The 14,949-nt window shown below is 61.4% G+C and carries 13 protein-coding genes; 9 read left to right on the top strand and 4 right to left on the bottom strand.

The window, feature by feature from the left end; genetic code table 11:
- Positions 1 to 326: 326 nt before the first annotated feature.
- Positions 327 to 1,187, top strand: a complete 861-nt coding sequence (locus OBACDRAFT_RS17630; protein ID WP_043587917.1) for a PEP-CTERM sorting domain-containing protein — start codon at positions 327 to 329, stop codon at positions 1,185 to 1,187.
- A 107-nt stretch (positions 1,188 to 1,294) separates the two neighbouring features.
- Here OBACDRAFT_RS17630 and OBACDRAFT_RS17625 read toward each other — a convergent pair whose 3' ends face one another.
- Both OBACDRAFT_RS17625 and OBACDRAFT_RS17620 read right to left on the bottom strand, forming a co-directional pair.
- Complete coding sequence (locus OBACDRAFT_RS17625) at positions 1,295 to 3,043, bottom strand: ABC transporter substrate-binding protein (protein WP_043587915.1); 1,749 nt, start codon at positions 3,041 to 3,043, stop codon at positions 1,295 to 1,297.
- Between the two features lie 4 nt (positions 3,044 to 3,047).
- Positions 3,048 to 4,175 carry an ABC transporter ATP-binding protein gene (locus OBACDRAFT_RS17620; protein ID WP_043587913.1) on the bottom strand — a complete coding sequence of 376 codons (1,128 nt, stop codon included), beginning with the start codon at positions 4,173 to 4,175 and terminating at the stop codon, positions 3,048 to 3,050.
- Between the two features lie 259 nt (positions 4,176 to 4,434).
- On the opposite strand from OBACDRAFT_RS17620, the gene hpt reads away from it, so the two are divergent.
- The 5 genes from hpt (at position 4,435) to OBACDRAFT_RS17595 (ending at position 8,641) form a co-directional block, all read left to right on the top strand.
- Positions 4,435 to 5,007: a hypoxanthine phosphoribosyltransferase gene (hpt, locus tag OBACDRAFT_RS17615; protein WP_043587951.1), complete on the top strand. Its 573-nt coding sequence runs from the start codon at positions 4,435 to 4,437 to the stop codon at positions 5,005 to 5,007.
- Between the two features lie 347 nt (positions 5,008 to 5,354).
- Entirely contained in the window at positions 5,355 to 7,151 is a 1,797-nt protein-coding gene (locus tag OBACDRAFT_RS17610) for a proline--tRNA ligase (RefSeq protein WP_043587911.1), read from the top strand.
- Between the two features lie 5 nt (positions 7,152 to 7,156).
- Positions 7,157 to 7,489, top strand: a complete 333-nt coding sequence (locus OBACDRAFT_RS17605) for an ATP-dependent Clp protease adaptor ClpS (protein ID WP_043587910.1) — start codon at positions 7,157 to 7,159, stop codon at positions 7,487 to 7,489.
- Positions 7,486 to 7,944: a DUF2017 family protein gene (locus OBACDRAFT_RS17600; RefSeq protein WP_043587908.1), complete on the top strand. Its 459-nt coding sequence runs from the start codon at positions 7,486 to 7,488 to the stop codon at positions 7,942 to 7,944. Before OBACDRAFT_RS17605 ends, OBACDRAFT_RS17600 begins: the two co-directional genes overlap by 4 nt.
- A gap of 205 nt (positions 7,945 to 8,149) precedes the next feature.
- Positions 8,150 to 8,641 carry a recombinase zinc ribbon domain-containing protein gene (locus OBACDRAFT_RS17595; protein ID WP_043587949.1) on the top strand — a complete coding sequence of 164 codons (492 nt, stop codon included), beginning with the start codon at positions 8,150 to 8,152 and terminating at the stop codon, positions 8,639 to 8,641.
- A 121-nt stretch (positions 8,642 to 8,762) separates the two neighbouring features.
- On the opposite strand, the gene OBACDRAFT_RS17590 is transcribed toward OBACDRAFT_RS17595, so the two are convergent.
- Both OBACDRAFT_RS17590 and OBACDRAFT_RS17585 read right to left on the bottom strand, forming a co-directional pair.
- Positions 8,763 to 9,896, bottom strand: coding sequence for an aminotransferase class I/II-fold pyridoxal phosphate-dependent enzyme (locus OBACDRAFT_RS17590; protein WP_232767334.1), 1,134 nt, complete (start codon positions 9,894 to 9,896; stop codon positions 8,763 to 8,765).
- A gap of 195 nt (positions 9,897 to 10,091) precedes the next feature.
- On the bottom strand, positions 10,092 to 11,024 hold the full coding sequence (locus OBACDRAFT_RS17585) for an ArsR/SmtB family transcription factor (protein WP_043587947.1): 933 nt from the start codon (positions 11,022 to 11,024) through the stop codon (positions 10,092 to 10,094).
- A 309-nt stretch (positions 11,025 to 11,333) separates the two neighbouring features.
- On the opposite strand from OBACDRAFT_RS17585, the gene OBACDRAFT_RS17580 reads away from it, so the two are divergent.
- The 3 genes from OBACDRAFT_RS17580 to OBACDRAFT_RS17570 all read left to right on the top strand — a co-directional run bounded on the left by OBACDRAFT_RS17580 (position 11,334) and on the right by OBACDRAFT_RS17570 (position 14,722).
- Positions 11,334 to 11,570, top strand: coding sequence for a hypothetical protein (locus tag OBACDRAFT_RS17580; RefSeq protein WP_043587905.1), 237 nt, complete (start codon positions 11,334 to 11,336; stop codon positions 11,568 to 11,570).
- A 236-nt stretch (positions 11,571 to 11,806) separates the two neighbouring features.
- Complete coding sequence (can, locus tag OBACDRAFT_RS17575; RefSeq protein WP_043587945.1) at positions 11,807 to 12,454, top strand: carbonate dehydratase; 648 nt, start codon at positions 11,807 to 11,809, stop codon at positions 12,452 to 12,454.
- Between the two features lie 414 nt (positions 12,455 to 12,868).
- On the top strand, positions 12,869 to 14,722 hold the full coding sequence (locus OBACDRAFT_RS17570; protein ID WP_043587903.1) for a GreA/GreB family elongation factor: 1,854 nt from the start codon (positions 12,869 to 12,871) through the stop codon (positions 14,720 to 14,722).
- The last annotated feature ends 227 nt before the right edge of the window (positions 14,723 to 14,949 follow it).

The raw sequence follows: 14,949 nt of genomic DNA, 5'->3' as shown, positions 1-14,949 counted from the left end.
CGAAGCGCCGCTTGCCTTGACGTAGTTCGGAGCTTTAGCCCGAACCGTTACCTCTGCGTATTCGTGAGTCGCACGGTTCGGATTGGCAATAAAGCACCGAACTACGTGACAAACCGATGTCACCGCGCTTCGCGCAATCAATTTAGATGGCAGGCAAGATGCCTGCGCTACGGGCGCTACCGCGCCACCTCCCGCTATATCAACTTATCGAGTCTCCACTGAAAACGTCGAAGAACCTGCGCGTTTTAGGTAAATGCCAAAAAATACAGCGTTTACCCGACTATCGGATAGGCGCGGCGGGGTGTAAGGTTTCTTAACTAAAAATTATGAAATTCATCGCACGCGATCAACCGACTCCAGTCACTCTGTTTCCGAAGAACCAGCGCTCCGGCCATGCCATCGGCAAAAAACTGCTGCTTTCTGTCGCAGCCTTCATTTGCTGCGGACTGAGTGTGTCTCAGGCTCAGGATGTGGCGTTTGCCCTACATTACATGAATGGCTGGCACAATACATCGCAGGACTACACCTCCTTCAACACCATGGATGAGGTAACGCTTCAGCTCGCTGACGGCGGTGGGTTTGTTCTGACGGTTGATAGTCGGACCGGACTCAGCGCGACGGGAATGTATCCGTGGGGCAGCGGTTTTTATGATCTAGCTTCCTCGTGGAGCATGACCGTTGGGGGCCAGAATGTTACCTTTGACTATGTGTACGCGGAGGGAGACGCCAACCCGGAGATGTATCTCAGTGCGGGATGGACGGAGAGCGAACCCATTGCGCTCACCACGACTTCGCTTTCGTTGTCCTTCGATTATGCTTATGGCGACGTGCGCGACATTTCCGTGCGTATTTACGATGAGAACTACAATGAGTATTATTTAGGGAGGGTGGGTAACCTCATGAATCCGGTGATCGATCTGAGCGGCATATCCCTCATTGCCGACCATAATTACCAAGTGGAAGTTTCTTACCTGATTTCGGGCACTTTGAATATGTTCGCCCAAGGAACGTCTCCAGACGAGACGGATTACTTCGTGGCGGGCACGATTGATGCTGAATATTCTGAGACACAATATTTCAGTTTTAGCACGCTTCCGACCGCAGCGGTTCCCGAGCCTGCGACTTGGGGTGTGGTGATTGGCCTGCTCGTGTTCGGTCTGGTCTTGGCCCGTCGGCGTTTCAAGTAAGGTCGTGAAAGCCGCGTCGCCGTGGAAGGATTGAGCCGGAAGCCGCGAGAAAAGCCCAAAAAAAGGCAGGGGCAACACGGGTGCGCGGAGCGGAAAGGAACGGCGGATTATCCGCCGCCCGCCAATTCCGCCGCGCGACGATACTGGGAACGAAAATGCGCGCTTAGTTGGGCGGCCAGACGGATTTCCTCGGCTTTGTCCTTCGCGCCGAGCGCGGTCTTGATCCGGCCCAACGACGCGGCGTAGTCCACCGCGCTCACGTCCTGCATGACCGCCAGCGCCGCATCCGCACGGGCCACGGCAGCAGGGTCGCCGGACGCACGCGCCGCATGGATCGCGCGCCAGGCGGACACCAGTTCGGCGTGCGAATCGATGCACAGGGCACGGATGATGAACCGCAGTTCGTTGAACAACATGCCCGTCCACTCAGGATGATAAATCAGCGGCTCGGCCACCTCATAGGGACGTTCCTCCGGGTCGCTGCGCAGGGCATCGATGCCCGGCAGCGCATAAAAATCCCGGCGCACGGGGAGGCGGCGCAACGCGAAGCGTTCCGGGCCTCCCGGCGTGCCGGGGCGCTGGTCCCAGAGGCGCTGCCCGTCCATGCTCAAGACATACTCGATGAACGCGCGCGCCACCTCGGGATTGGGCGCGCCGCGCAGCAGTCCGATGGGATCGACGGAGTAGGAAGTGCCGCCCTCGGGTGACACATAGGCGAGCCGGTCGCTGCCGCCGCGCCGCAACAGAGCCTCGGCCTGCTGGCGTCCGTAAAAATCAATGCACATGCCCGCCGCGCAATTGCCCGCCGCGACGTCGATGGGAACCTTTTGCGCGCTGTCGGTGAAGTAGCGGGAATTGGCCGCGATGCGCTGGATGAGGCGCAGTCCGTCCGCCCAGCCTTCGGCAACCTTTGGAGGGCGGGTCTCCCGACCCGCCAGACGCGGCGCAGCCGCGCCATCCGGAATTGCGGCGCTTCGCGCCGTCGGCGGGTCGGGAGACCCGCCCTCCGTAATTACCCCGCCTCCGACAGCGGCGACGCGACGCTGCATTTGTTGCTGGATCACATTTTCGAACGCCTTGTTGATCGAACCGCTTTTGGTGGGATCGGCCAGCGCCACTTCGCCCATGTAGCGCGGGTCGGCGAGGTCTGTCCATTGGCGCGGTTCGGGCAGTCCGATGCGGGCGAGCGAGACGCGATTGTAAACAATGCCAAACGCACTCAGGACCGTGCCATACCAACGCCCGCCATCGCCCCGGTAATCGTCGCCCGCGTGACGCCTCGGAATCACCGCCGCCTCCCCATCCCCAAACCAGTCGGGATGGAGCGTCATCACGCCATTGTCCACCAGCCGTCCGGCGCGGTCCTGCACGACGAAGTCATACGCGCCGCCGCCAAAAAACAGATCGATGCCGCACCCGGCGTTCGAGGCAAGGAAGGCCGCGCGCGCCTCCTTCGCCTCCGGCGACGCGTCGGCGGGCAGGCGTCCATTGGCGAAAGCCGACTGCACCGTAAAACTCCAGGGACGCCCAAGGGTATTGACCCAGTGGTTGCGGAAGGCGGCGGTGTATTCGCCCTCCAGATACCGGGCAATCTCGCTCGCCCCGCCGATGTTGCGCCAGTCGAGGTACACCGTGCGCCCGGTGCGCTCGCGCCACCAGCGCACGAACCCGGCCTGAAATTCCTGCCGGATGACTTCGTTGTGCGGCGTGATGATGACGAGCGTGTCATCCACACGCGCCGCCCTCTTCCCGCCATCCGCCGCCCCCCCCGCGTTACGCGCCGGGCGCAACACGAAAGGCAGCGCCACAATCGCGGCGATGATGGCGAGGATGATGCCGTTGCGAAGGGTGAACATACGATCAACGGGTCAACACCACCACGTCCTCCGGCGCGACGTGCGCGTGGAGCTGACCGCCTGCATGCGACGCGCCGCCGACGAAGTGACGGGGGTTGAGTTCGTAGATTTTGAGCACGTTGCCCGCCGCTCCGTCGCGTTGCGTGACGAAGTTGTATTGCGCCACTTCGCCGAGATAAACGCAGCCGCCGATCCGGCCCGCCACGGAGTTCACTCCCGAAGCCGCCGCCGTGTCGCGCAGCACCCACGCCTCCGGACGAATGGACAGCGTCACCGCCGCCCCTTCACGGATCGCCCCTCCCCCCCCCCCCCCCGCCGACGGATCGCCCGCCACGCCCTCGAAACGTCCGAGCGGCGTGTCCACCAAAACCGTGCCGTCCGCGCCACCGCCGATGCCCGCCACGCGCCCGTCAATAAAATCCGTTTCGCCAATAAAATGCGCCGCCGCCTTGCACACGGGACGCCGGTAAACCTCGGCCGGCGTGCCCACCTGCAACACCCGCCCCGCCTCCAGAATCGCCATGCGGTCGGCCACCGACAGCGCTTCCTTCTGGTCGTGCGTCACATAGACCGTGGTGAGTTTGAATTCCTTGCACACGCGCCGGATCTCCGCGCGCATCTCCAGGCGCAGCTTGGCGTCGAGATTGGAGAGCGGTTCGTCGAGCAGGAGGCAACTCGGATGCACCACGAGCGCGCGCGCCAGCGCCACCCGCTGTTGTTGCCCGCCGGAGAGCTGGTTGGGCTTGCGGTCCGCATAGGCCGACATGCGCACGGAGGCCAGCGCTTCGTCCACGCGCCGCCTGATCTCAGGGCGCGGCACTTTGCGCTCCTCCAGACCAAAGGCGACGTTGCCCGCCACGGTCAGATGCGGCCACAAGGCGTAACTCTGAAAAACCATGCCGGTGTTGCGCCGGTGCGGAGGGAGCTTGGTCACCTCGTCCGCGCCGAAAAGGATGCGCCCCGCCTCCGGCGTCACGAATCCCGCCAGACTGCGCAACAACGTCGTCTTGCCGCACCCGCTCGCGCCCAGCAGGAAAAACAATTCCCCCGGCTCGATTGTGAGCGAGAGATCGTCGAGAGCCACGGTGGAGCCGAAGCGTTTGGTGAGATTCTGGATGCGGATCGAGATCATGCGAAGCTGGACGGACGGACGGGCCGGTGGCCCGAAACGCTCAACCTTCAACGCCCAACGCTCAACGCTCAAGTTTCCCGAAACTCTCCCTCCCCCCTTCTAACATTTCATCCACCGCATTGGATGTTGGATGTTCGACGTTGGATGTTGGACGTTCGGCGCAAAGCGCCCCGCCCCTCCCCCCCCCCCCCCCGACGAATTCCCTCGATCAACACTTGCCCGCCGTCCCCCGCCCTCTAGCGTCACCCCCTTTCCACTCATGCCAGCCCGCACCACTGCTGTTCACGCCGACCTCGAATCCGTGCTCGTCGCCGAGACCAACATCAAAAAACGACTCCGCAAACTCGGTTCCGAGATTTGCTCCCTCTACGGCGACGAAGAAATCACGGTCGTCGCCCTCATCAACGGGGCCATCTTCTTCACCGCCGACCTCCTCCGCCACATCCCCAACCCCATCCGCCTCGACTGCGTGCGCATCTCCAGCTACCGCAACGAAACCAAGTCCACCGGCAAACCCCGCATCCTCGGCAACCTCAGCCTCGACATCGCCAACCGCCACGTCCTCATCATCGACGACATCCTCGACACCGGCAAAACCCTCTCCGTCGTCGTCAACATGATCCGCAAGCTCGACCCCGCCAGCGTGCGCACCTGCGTGCTCCTCGACAAACGCGGCCGCCGCGAAGTCGAGTTCGAGGCCGACTTCGTGGGCTTCCAGATCCCCGACAAATTTGTTGTCGGCTACGGCCTCGATTTCGCCGAGCGCTACCGCAATCTTCCCTGCATCGGCGTCCTCAAACCCCACCTCCAGAACCCGCCCGAATGGGCCTGATTTTAGTTAATTAAGAATTAAGGGAACTTCTAAAAATTACACAGAGGACACAGAGGAGGCACAGAGTTTTGGGAGGCCTGTCCGGTGGAAGGATATTTTCCTCGCGAATGAATGTCTCTGTAATTCATTTATTATAAATAAATAAAATAATATTTTTTACGGAAAAAGGAGCAAAGTCGTTTTGTCCTCCCTAAACTCTGTGCCTTCTCTGTGATCTCTGTGTAATTTCTGATTTTTAGAACCACACTTTAGAATTAAAAATGGCCGGCGGCACCGGCAACCGCGTTCGCCGACTGCGAAAATGCTGTCCCAATTCTTAATTCTTAATTCTTAATTCTTAATTTTCCATGAAACGCTGGTCCCAATACTTCATCCCGACACTCAAGGAAAGTCCCGCCGACGCCGAGATCGCCTCGCACAAGCTCCTCGTGCGCGCCGGCCTCGTCCGCAAACTCAGCGGCGGCCTCTACACCTTCATGCCGCTCGGCCTGCGCGCCCTGCACAAAATCTCGCAAATCTGCCGCGAAGAAATCGACGCCGGCGGCGGCATCGAACTCTGGATGCCCCACCTCCACCCCGCCGAACTCTGGGAACAAGGCCCCCGCTGGGCCGCCGCCCGTGAAATCATGTTCCGCGCCGACAGCGCCGGCGACGGCAAGCGCGCCCCCCGCGACCCCGAATTTGTCCTCGGCCCCACGCACGAGGAAATCATCACCCCGCTCGTCAAATCCGAGATCAGCAGCTACCGCGACCTCCCGAAAAACTTTTATCAAATCGCCACCAAATTCCGTAACGAAATCCGCCCCCGTTACGGCCTCATGCGCGCCCGCGAATTCGTCATGATGGACGCCTACTCCTTCGACGTGGACGACGACTCCGCCGTCAAAGCCTACTTCGCCATGAAGACGGCCTACGAAAAATTCTTCGCCCGCCTCGGCGTCCAGGCCATCGCCGTCGAAGCCGACACCGGCGTCATGGGCGGCAGCTACTCGCACGAATTCATGGTCCCCGCCGAAGTCGGCGACGACGACGTCATCTACTCCGACGCCGGCTACGCCGCCAACCGCGAGAAAGCCACCAGCGCCCTCGTCCCCGCCGAATTTGCCCCCCCCCCCCCCGAAGCCCCCGCGCCCGTCGAATTCGCCACGCCCGGCGTCACCACCATCGCCCACCTCGAAGCCGAGCCGTATTCAGTTCCCGGTGACAAACAATTCAAGACCCTCGTCTTCATCGGCGACGGGAAACCCTTCATCGTGATCCTGCGCGGTTGCGACGACCTCGAAGAAGCCAAGCTCGGCTCCCTCGGCTTCACGCTCACCCGTCCCGCCACGCCCGAGGAAATCGAACCCGTCCTCGGTGCCCGCCCCGGCAGCCTCGGTGCCGTCAAAGGCACCATCAAAAACCCCGCCGCGCTCGCCGGCATCTTTGCCGACCACGCCATCCGCCTCATCGGCAACGGCACCACCGGTGCGAACAAGGACGGCTTCCACCTGCGCCACGTCAACGTCACCCGCGACCTCGCCATCACGCGCTTCGGCGACTTCCGCACCGTGCGCCCCGGCGAACCCTGCCCCGTATCCGGCCAGCCCCTGCAAGTGCGCCGCGGCATCGAAGTCGGCCACATCTTCAAACTCGGCACCAAATACTCGGAAAAATTCAACGCCCTCTACACCGACGACCAAAAACAACAGCACCCCATGGTCATGGGCTGCTACGGCATCGGCATCAGCCGCACCCTCCAGGCCATCATCGAGCAATGCCACGACGCCGACGGCATCATCTGGCCCTGGGCCTGCGCGCCCTTCCAAGTGCTCGTCACCGTGCTCGACCCGCAGGACGCCACCGTTGCCGCCCTCGCGGAAAAACTCGCCGCCGCCGCCGAACGCGCCGGAGCCGATGTTTTACTTGACGACAGGACCGAAAGACCAGGGGTGAAATTTAAGGACGCTGACTTGATTGGTATTCCATTGCGCATTACCGTCGGAGGCAAAGGCATCAAAGACGGCATCATCGAACTCAAATGGCGCACGAAAAAAGAGGTTTCCAGGATCCCCGTAGGCGAGGCGGAGACGCACCTCGCCGAAGCGGTCCGTCAGGCGGCGGCGGCAGCGACAGCGGCCACCCCCACCACGGCCACGGCGTAACCGGCATGGCGGACGACACCCACAATCATCCATTCCACCCGCCCGCCTCGCCGCAGGAAAACCCGGCGGCGGGCACGCACCTCCATCCCAGCCCGGATGGTCCCTGGCACGTCGTCATCATCAACGATCCGGTCAACCTCATGTCCTACCTCGTCCTTGTCCTTCGCAAAGTGCTCGGCATCGACGAAGACACCGCGCGCAAGCACATGATGACCGTCCACGAGGAAGGCCGCTCCATTGTCTGGACCGGCCTGCGCGAGAAGGCCGAGCACTACGCCTTCTCTCTCCAGCAGTGGCACCTCAACGCCCGCATCGAACCGGACGAACCCACGTCATGAAACGCATCGAGGTCAAACTCAGCCTCACCGTCGTCGCCCCCCTGCTCGACGTCATCAAGGCCGCCTCCGACACTCTGCAACAGGAACTCGCCGCCGGCCTCACGCTCGACGATGTGGACCCGCTTTTCCGCGACGACTGGCGCGAGGAATTGCAGGGCGAGCAACGCGAGGAACTGCGCACCCTGCTTGCCCTGTTCAACAGCGAATTTTTCTCCACCGGCATCGTTGCCTTCGACAGCGACAACGCCGAGGTCATTGCCAAGGCTTGCTCGGCGGTCCGGCTCCGGCTCCGCGAACGTTTTCTTGACGGTCTCACCGACGAGGATCTTGAGGGCGGCAGCATTGACCCCGACACGCTCGACGAGCCCGTGCGCAAGGCGTTTATGTGCTACCTCTTTCTCGCCACCATCCAGGAACTCATCATCCAGCACCTCGACACCGCGATCCTCGACTGACCTTCCTTTGTGTCCCCCCCCCTCCCCTCCCCCCCAGTCCCGCCCCCTGCCGTCGCTGCAAAACTCAAATTTGATCATACGCTCCCGCCACCCGCCGACGCTGGTTCGGACTTCGATGTTGGGCGTTCGACGTTGAGCGTTGAACGTTCGCGCAAAGCGCGTCCCCCCCCCCCCCCCCCCCTCCCCCGCCTCTCCTCTCGTCAAAATGAAACCACAATCCCTCACCTGTTCACACTGCGGACTGCCCATGCGCGTGCGCCGCGTGGAGCCGGGGCGACCTTGCTATTGTTGCTCCGGCTGCGCCTTCCTTGCGCGCCTGCCGGCGGCGGGCTCCGATCAATTTCCCGTCACCCCCGCGCTGCTCGCCGGGCTGGGCGCCGGATTTGTAGTGTTTAATCAACTACTCTTTTGGCTTGGCGCGTTTTTGTTGCGCCGCGAAGCCGGGCGCGAACTTCTCGCCTCCAACCTCGCGCTCACATCCATCGTCTGCGGCGGCGTGCTCGCCGTCCTTCTGGCCGTCACGCAATGGAAGTCCGGCGCCAGCCGTCTGGCCGACTTTTTTGTGCTGGCCGGGGCCGGGGCGCTTCTCGGTTTCGCGCTCGCCCACCGCGCGCCCGTCTGGGCCGTGACGGCCAGCATCCTGCTTCTGGCGTGGAGCGGACGCGGTATGCTGCGCAAAAAACGGCGGGCCGCATAATAACTACGGAGGGCGGGTCTCCCGACCCGCCGACGGCGCGAAGCGCCGCCCATCCGTTTTTCCGGATGAGCGCAGCGGTGCCGCCCCCATCCGATCCCCGGAAGAAAAATCCACCCTCCGCTCAACTCCGCTTCTTCGCGTAAGCCATCGCGTCGGCGATTTGTTCCAGTTGCTTTTCCGTGTGCCGGGCCGAAATCGCGGTGCGAATCAGATCCTTGCCCGGCGGCACGGCCGGCACGAGCGACATCACGCTAAACACGCCGCGCTCCCGCAACGCCCTCCAAAACGCGTAAGCGCGTTCCTTGCTCCCGAGCACAATCGGCACTGCCGGCGTCTCGCTGTCCCATGTGTCGAGCGCGAGGTCGGCGAGGATTTGTTTGTAGCGACGCGTATTTGTCCAAAGCCGCTCCATGTGCTCGGGTTCGGTTTGCAGGACGTCGAGCGCCGCCGAGGCTGCCGCCGCCTGCGCCGGGCTGATGGCGGCGCTGAACAGTGTATGTTTTCCGTGGGTACGCAGGTATTCGATCAGGTCGCGCGACCCGGCCACAAAACCGCCCGTGCTCGCCAGCGCCTTGGACAAACTGCCGCAGAGAATGTCGATTTGGTCGTTAACGCCAAAATGGTCCGCCGTCCCGCGTCCCTCGCGCCCGAGGACGCCGAACCCGTGCGCGTCGTCGAGCACGGTGAAGCAGTCATAGGGTTGCACCGCTTCGAGAAACTCGGGCACGCGTGCAATGTGTCCCTCCATCGAATACACGCCCTCGATGACCAGCATCTTGGGCGACCCGTCCGGGACGCTCGCGGCGACTTCGCTCAGGTCGTTGGGGTTGTTGTGCGCGAAACGTTCGACCGCCGCCGTGGACAGGCGGATGCCATCCCAAAGGCAGGAGTGGATGTTTTTGTCCGCGAGGATGGTGTCGCCCTTTTGCGCGAAGGCCGCGACTGCCGACATGCATGACAGATAACCCGCCGCGTGGATGTGACACGCCTCGCGTCCGAGGAAGGCGGCGAGTTTTTCCTCCAGCGCGAGGTGATACGCGCGCGACCCGTTGGCGACGCGCGCGCCCGTGGTGCTGGTTCCCCATTTGAGCAGGGCGTCGCGGGCGGCCTCGATGACTTTGGGGTGCCAGGAAAGTCCCAGGTAATCGTTGCTCGCCAGCATGATCATTTCACGGCCATCGAGCCGGATGCGCGTGCCCTCCTGCCACTCCGGCGCGTGATAGTAGGGCGCGTATTTGAGTCGCAGCTTGGTCATGCTGTCCTCGTGGCAACGTTGCCGAATGCCAGCGGGACTTTTGGTGAAAAAGGGAAATGCCATGCTCCTTCCAGAAACCTTCAAAGTTACAAAAAAACAAATCCCAAAAATTCACCACGGTGCCCCGCGCCGTCTTAAATCGAGTTAAGTCGAATTACGTCGGGCCAAGTGTCTCCCCCCCCCCCCCCCTCCGGATTAAAATTTTGTCCCGCTCGCCAGCAGCGTCTCGAAAAACGGCTCCTGTTCCTCGCGCGACACCAGTGAAACATCCACCTGCTGAAACCCCGCCTTGCGCAGATAATCATGCAACGCGGTCTCCTTAAAACCGAGCCACACATCGGCGTAGAGTTCGCGCGCCTTTTCGAATGAATGCTCCTTGAGGTCGAGCACATGCAGTTGCCCGCCCGGCTTGAGAATGCGCCATGCCTCCGCCACCGCCCGCTGCGGATGCTGCGCGTGATGCAACGCCTGGCTCAAAATCGCCAGATCAACCGACGCGTCGGGCAACGGCACACGCTCGATGTCGCCGAGTTTGTAGGTGAGGTTGGCGAGACCGTTTTTCGCCGCCAGTTCGGTGCCCACCTCCACCATGCGCGGCGAATTGTCGATGCACCACACCTGGCGGGCGCGACGCGCAAGGAGTTGCGAGATGAGACCTTCGCCCGCGCCGAGATCGGCGATCGTGATGGCAGGAATAAGCCGCAACGCCAGATGTCCAATCGCCTCCCACGAGCGTCCCGGACAGTAATTTTTGCCGAGGCGTCCGGCGATGCGGTTGAAATACTGCTCCTGCTGGTCGCGCCGTTTTTGCAAAACCCGCTCCAGATTGGCGCGATCCTCTCGCATCTCCGGCAGCCCCTCCACCGTGTCGCACGCGGAAACGAGCAAGGTTCGCGCTCCCGGATCAAGGTCCGCCTGCAACGAGTAATAGGCGCGTTTTCCATCGCGCCGGTCGGTGACGACCTCCGCCTGACGCAACAGCGCCAGTTGCGACGAAATGCGCGACTGCGCCATGCCGAGGATTTCCTGCAACTCGGCCACGGAAAGCTCTTCACGCAAGAGCAGCGCGAGCACGCGCAGCCGCGTGGGGTCGGAAAGGAGTTTGAGAGTATCCCAGGAAACGTTCACACCCCGCACGCTGGGCGCGGGCAACGCATTTGGCAACACGCCTCGCCTGCCAAAGTCGCCTGCCAAAGTCCGCCGGCGTGCGTGGTAGGTGTGTGTATGTGTGTGTGGGGGGGGGGGAAGGGGCGGCGGCGGGTAACTTAAACTGGTTCTTTCGATTCTTCCTTGGTCCGACACAGCTTCCTGCACTGCCAACAAGTAAAGCCTAAGACGCACAACGCCACTGCACTCATATTCAGGTAATTCTTTATATAGCCCATATGTTTTATAAATTCAGAAAGCCCATCCACTTTCTCTTTATCAATCTCGCGCGTGATTTGCCATACGATCACTTGGGCGTTGTTGATTCTTATCATCAACCAGATGGAAATCCCAAATGAGATGGCGGCGATGAACCATAACATTATTGCGAGAATCCTGAACTGTTTCGAGGGCGAGGGCGCGGGCGTGGAGGACATTTTCGACGGGATGGGTGACATAACGATTTTGTTTTCTACGCAGGAGAGCCACCTTGGTCAAGGCGTGGCGCGGGCGTCTCGCCCGCTGTAGGGGCGTCGCTTGCGACGCCCGCGCACGCCATTCGATGCCACGTCCTGCATACGCGGGCTTCGCAAGCGAAGCCCCTACGCGTGGCGCGGGCGTCTCGCCCGCTTTGCAACAGTTAGCAATTCTAACGCTGCGTTCTGTTTGCTGTTAGCGATACCGCTATGTCGGCTTTGGACTTTCGCTCCGCGGCATTTGGATATCAGCTTTTGCCCTGCATACGCGGCCGCACCGCGCCTCTCATGGGAAAACTCGATCACCTCTTCGCCCTCAACCAAGCTTGGTCCCAAAAAATCAGGACCGCCGACCCGGACTTTTTTCTTCGTCTGTCGCGCCAGCAGAACCCCCAATACCTGTGGATCGGCTGCTCCGACAGCCGCGTGCCGGCCAACGAAATCGTGGGCCTGTTGCCCGGCGAACTCTTTGTTCACCGCAACATCGCCAACGTCGTTGTGCCGACCGACCTGAACTGCCTCAGCGTGCTCCAGTTCGCCGTGGATCTGTTAAAAGTGCGACACATCCTCGTCGTTGGTCACTACGGATGCAGCGGTGTGCGCGTGGCACTGCGCGGCGACCGCGTGGGCCTGGCCGACAACTGGCTGCGCCACGTCAAAGACGTGCGCGACAAACACGCCGCCCAACTCAACCAGATCCCCACCGAAAGCGCCCGCGTTGACCGTCTCTGCGAACTCAACGCCATTGAGCAAGCCCTCAACGTCACGCAAACCACCATCATCCATGACGCGTGGGACCGCGGCCAGCCGCTGACCGTGCATGCCTGGGTTTACGGTCTCAAGGACGGCCTCGCCCGCGACCTGCGCCTCTCCATCAGCAGCCAGGCCGACGCCGAACGCCGCTACGAAACCGCCATCGGCGACGGCACGGTGTGAAAGGCAAACAAAGGGAGGGCGGGTCTCCCGACCTATACGCGCTAACATGTTTCGTTTTTTTCTTCATTTTTTGATTCAAACCAGCCTTTTAAATCTAAAAATCGCTGTTTTCTGCTGAAATAATCTCAAGAAATGCGTGGCGATTGAAAAGATGTTAGCGCGTATAGGTCTCCCGACCCGCCAGACGCGGCTTTGCCGCGCCCATCCGGAAAAACGGATTTTTAGAACCTCCCTGCTGTTTTCTTCTCTGCGTCTCTGCCTGAGATATTCCAGATGGACCGACGCTGCGCGCCCTCGGCGGCCCCTCCCCCCCTCCCCCCCCTCCCTCAATCTGGCAACGCTCACCGCTTGGATTGACACCGCACACCGTGATCCGCTTAAGTGACCAATTCATCCAAGAAAACCCGACTTTACATGACTACGGAAGATGTTGCTGCGCTGATCGCCAAAAACCCGTCCCTTAAAACGGCCAAGACCAAGCTGGAGGCCATGAAATCCGGCTCCTATTGCATTCATTCGAGCTGGGGCTTTGGGCAGATCAAATCCTATAACTCCGCGACCCAGCGCCTGATTATCGATTTCACCGGCAAGCCCGGCCACCCGATGGACCCGGTGTTTTGCGTCAAAACCCTCGAAGTTCTCCCGGCCAATCACCTGCTCGTCCGCAAGCAGACCGAGACCGAAAAAATCAACAAACTCATCGCCGAGGACCCCGCCCAACTCTTCGTCGAAGGCCTCGAAGCCTACCCCAACCAGGCCGCCACCGGCATCGAAATCGAATCCGTCCTCGCCCAGGTCGTCGGCCCCGACAAGTTTAAACGCTGGTGGAGCGCCGCCAAGAAAATCGTCCTCAAAGACCCCCGCGTCGGCCTCCCCCTCAAGAAGACCGAATGCTACTACATCCGCGAGACGCCCATCTCCAACGAAGACGAAATCCTTGAATTCTTCAACGGCACCCGTTCCGCCCGCCGCCGCATCAAGCTCGCCGACGAACTCGTTGCCGCCGCCGACAAAAAGGACACCAACCCCGAGACCATCAAGACCGTGCTCACCGGCATTGCCGACGCCGTGAAGGACTCCAACCAGCTCACCCCCGCCGAACGCCTCTACGGCGCCTACGTGCGCGACGAACTCGCCAAACTCGCCCCCGACGTGGACGCCAACGCCTTCGTCCCCACGCAATCCTCCCTCATTGCCAACCAGCGCGACATCCCCGACATCGTCGAAAAAATCCCCGTCCAGTTCCAAGCCCACCTCCTCGACCTCATCAAAGAGACCTTCCCCATCGAGCACCGCGACATCATCTTCAACCTCCTCAAAATCTCGCAAGGCAAGTTCACCACCGAGTGCATCAACTTCCTCGTTGAGAACGGTCACACCGAAGAGCTGGCCGACTCGCTCAAACGCTGGCAGATCGAGCAAAACCTCCGCGCCCCCGTTCTCCTGTGGATCGTCAAGAACCGCCACTCGAAGAAATTCGCCAAAATCCTCGGCGACCTCGTGACCCCCCGCCTCCTCAGCTCCGTCTTCTACGCCATCGACTACGAAGCCCTGCAAGCCGCCAGCGCGCGCCGCATCCCGCTGGCCGAAATCCTCAGCGACGACACCGAACTCATCCCCGACCTCCTTGCCGCCGCCGACACCGAGACCGCGCGCGACCTCGCCAACACCCTCCTGCTCAACCAAGGCTTCGAAGACCTTACCAAAAAATCCCTCCTCGCCCGCTTCATCAAACTGTTCCCCTCCATCCAGTCGCTCCTCACCGGCGACTCCGAAGGCAAGGAAGAACAACTCCTCGTCTCCCGCGAGAGCTACGAACGCAAGCGCGAGGAATACGAAACCATCGTTTCCAAAAAAATCCCTGAGAACAGCAAAGCCATCGCCACCGCCCGCGAGCACGGCGATCTCAAGGAAAACTCCGAGTACAAGATGGCCAAGCAGGACCAGCAGGTTCTCATGGCGCAAAAGGCCCTCATCGAAAAAGAACTCAGCCGCGCCCGCATCACTGATTTCAAGGACGCCCCGACGGACAGCATCGGCGTGGGCAATATCGTCGGACTCAAGATCGGCTCCACCGGCAAGACCGCCACCTACACCCTTCTTGGCGCCTGGGACAGCATCCCGGAGAAGAACATCATCGCCTACAAGACCCCGCTCGGCCAGGGCCTCCTCACCAAGCGCGTGGGCGACACCGTGCAAGTCAAGATCGGCAGTGCCGAGGAAACTTACACTGTGACCTCCATCGCCCGCTACGCCGACGCCCGGTAAGCGAACCCGACACCAGCACTAGCTTTGACCGAAGGGCGGACACCATTGTCCGCCCTTCGCCGTTCCAAGCAGCTTGCATTTCATCCACCGGACAGGCGTGTTTAGAACATTCTCAAAAAAATTGTAGCCACAACCTATCCAGGTAGTGAGGCCTCTCCGAGGACTCCGCGTCACCTTCGCGATAACCTCACCACGCCGCCGCCCACCCATGAGTTTTGCCATCCTCA

It is taken from the genome of Geminisphaera colitermitum TAV2, assembly GCF_000171235.2.
Taxonomy (GTDB): Bacteria; Verrucomicrobiota; Verrucomicrobiia; order Opitutales; family Opitutaceae; genus Geminisphaera; species Geminisphaera colitermitum.
The sequence above is the reverse complement of the archived record's forward strand: the minus strand, read 5'-3'. Positions and strand labels throughout refer to the sequence as shown.

Bases quoted from the DNA above. Each gene is read 5' to 3' on its own strand.
- OBACDRAFT_RS17625 (WP_043587915.1), bottom strand. From the start codon at position 3,043: ATGTTCACCCTTCGCAACGGCATCATCCTCGCCATCATCGCCGCGATT.
- OBACDRAFT_RS17630 (WP_043587917.1), top strand. From the start codon at position 327: ATGAAATTCATCGCACGCGATCAACCGACTCCAGTCACTCTGTTTCCG.
- can (WP_043587945.1), top strand. From the start codon at position 11,807: ATGGGAAAACTCGATCACCTCTTCGCCCTCAACCAAGCTTGGTCCCAA.
- OBACDRAFT_RS17595 (WP_043587949.1), top strand. From the start codon at position 8,150: ATGAAACCACAATCCCTCACCTGTTCACACTGCGGACTGCCCATGCGC.
- OBACDRAFT_RS17610 (WP_043587911.1), top strand. From the start codon at position 5,355: ATGAAACGCTGGTCCCAATACTTCATCCCGACACTCAAGGAAAGTCCC.
- OBACDRAFT_RS17600 (WP_043587908.1), top strand. From the start codon at position 7,486: ATGAAACGCATCGAGGTCAAACTCAGCCTCACCGTCGTCGCCCCCCTG.
- OBACDRAFT_RS17590 (WP_232767334.1), bottom strand. From the start codon at position 9,896: ATGACCAAGCTGCGACTCAAATACGCGCCCTACTATCACGCGCCGGAG.
- hpt (WP_043587951.1), top strand. From the start codon at position 4,435: ATGCCAGCCCGCACCACTGCTGTTCACGCCGACCTCGAATCCGTGCTC.
- OBACDRAFT_RS17605 (WP_043587910.1), top strand. From the start codon at position 7,157: ATGGCGGACGACACCCACAATCATCCATTCCACCCGCCCGCCTCGCCG.
- OBACDRAFT_RS17620 (WP_043587913.1), bottom strand. From the start codon at position 4,175: ATGATCTCGATCCGCATCCAGAATCTCACCAAACGCTTCGGCTCCACC.
- OBACDRAFT_RS17570 (WP_043587903.1), top strand. From the start codon at position 12,869: ATGACTACGGAAGATGTTGCTGCGCTGATCGCCAAAAACCCGTCCCTT.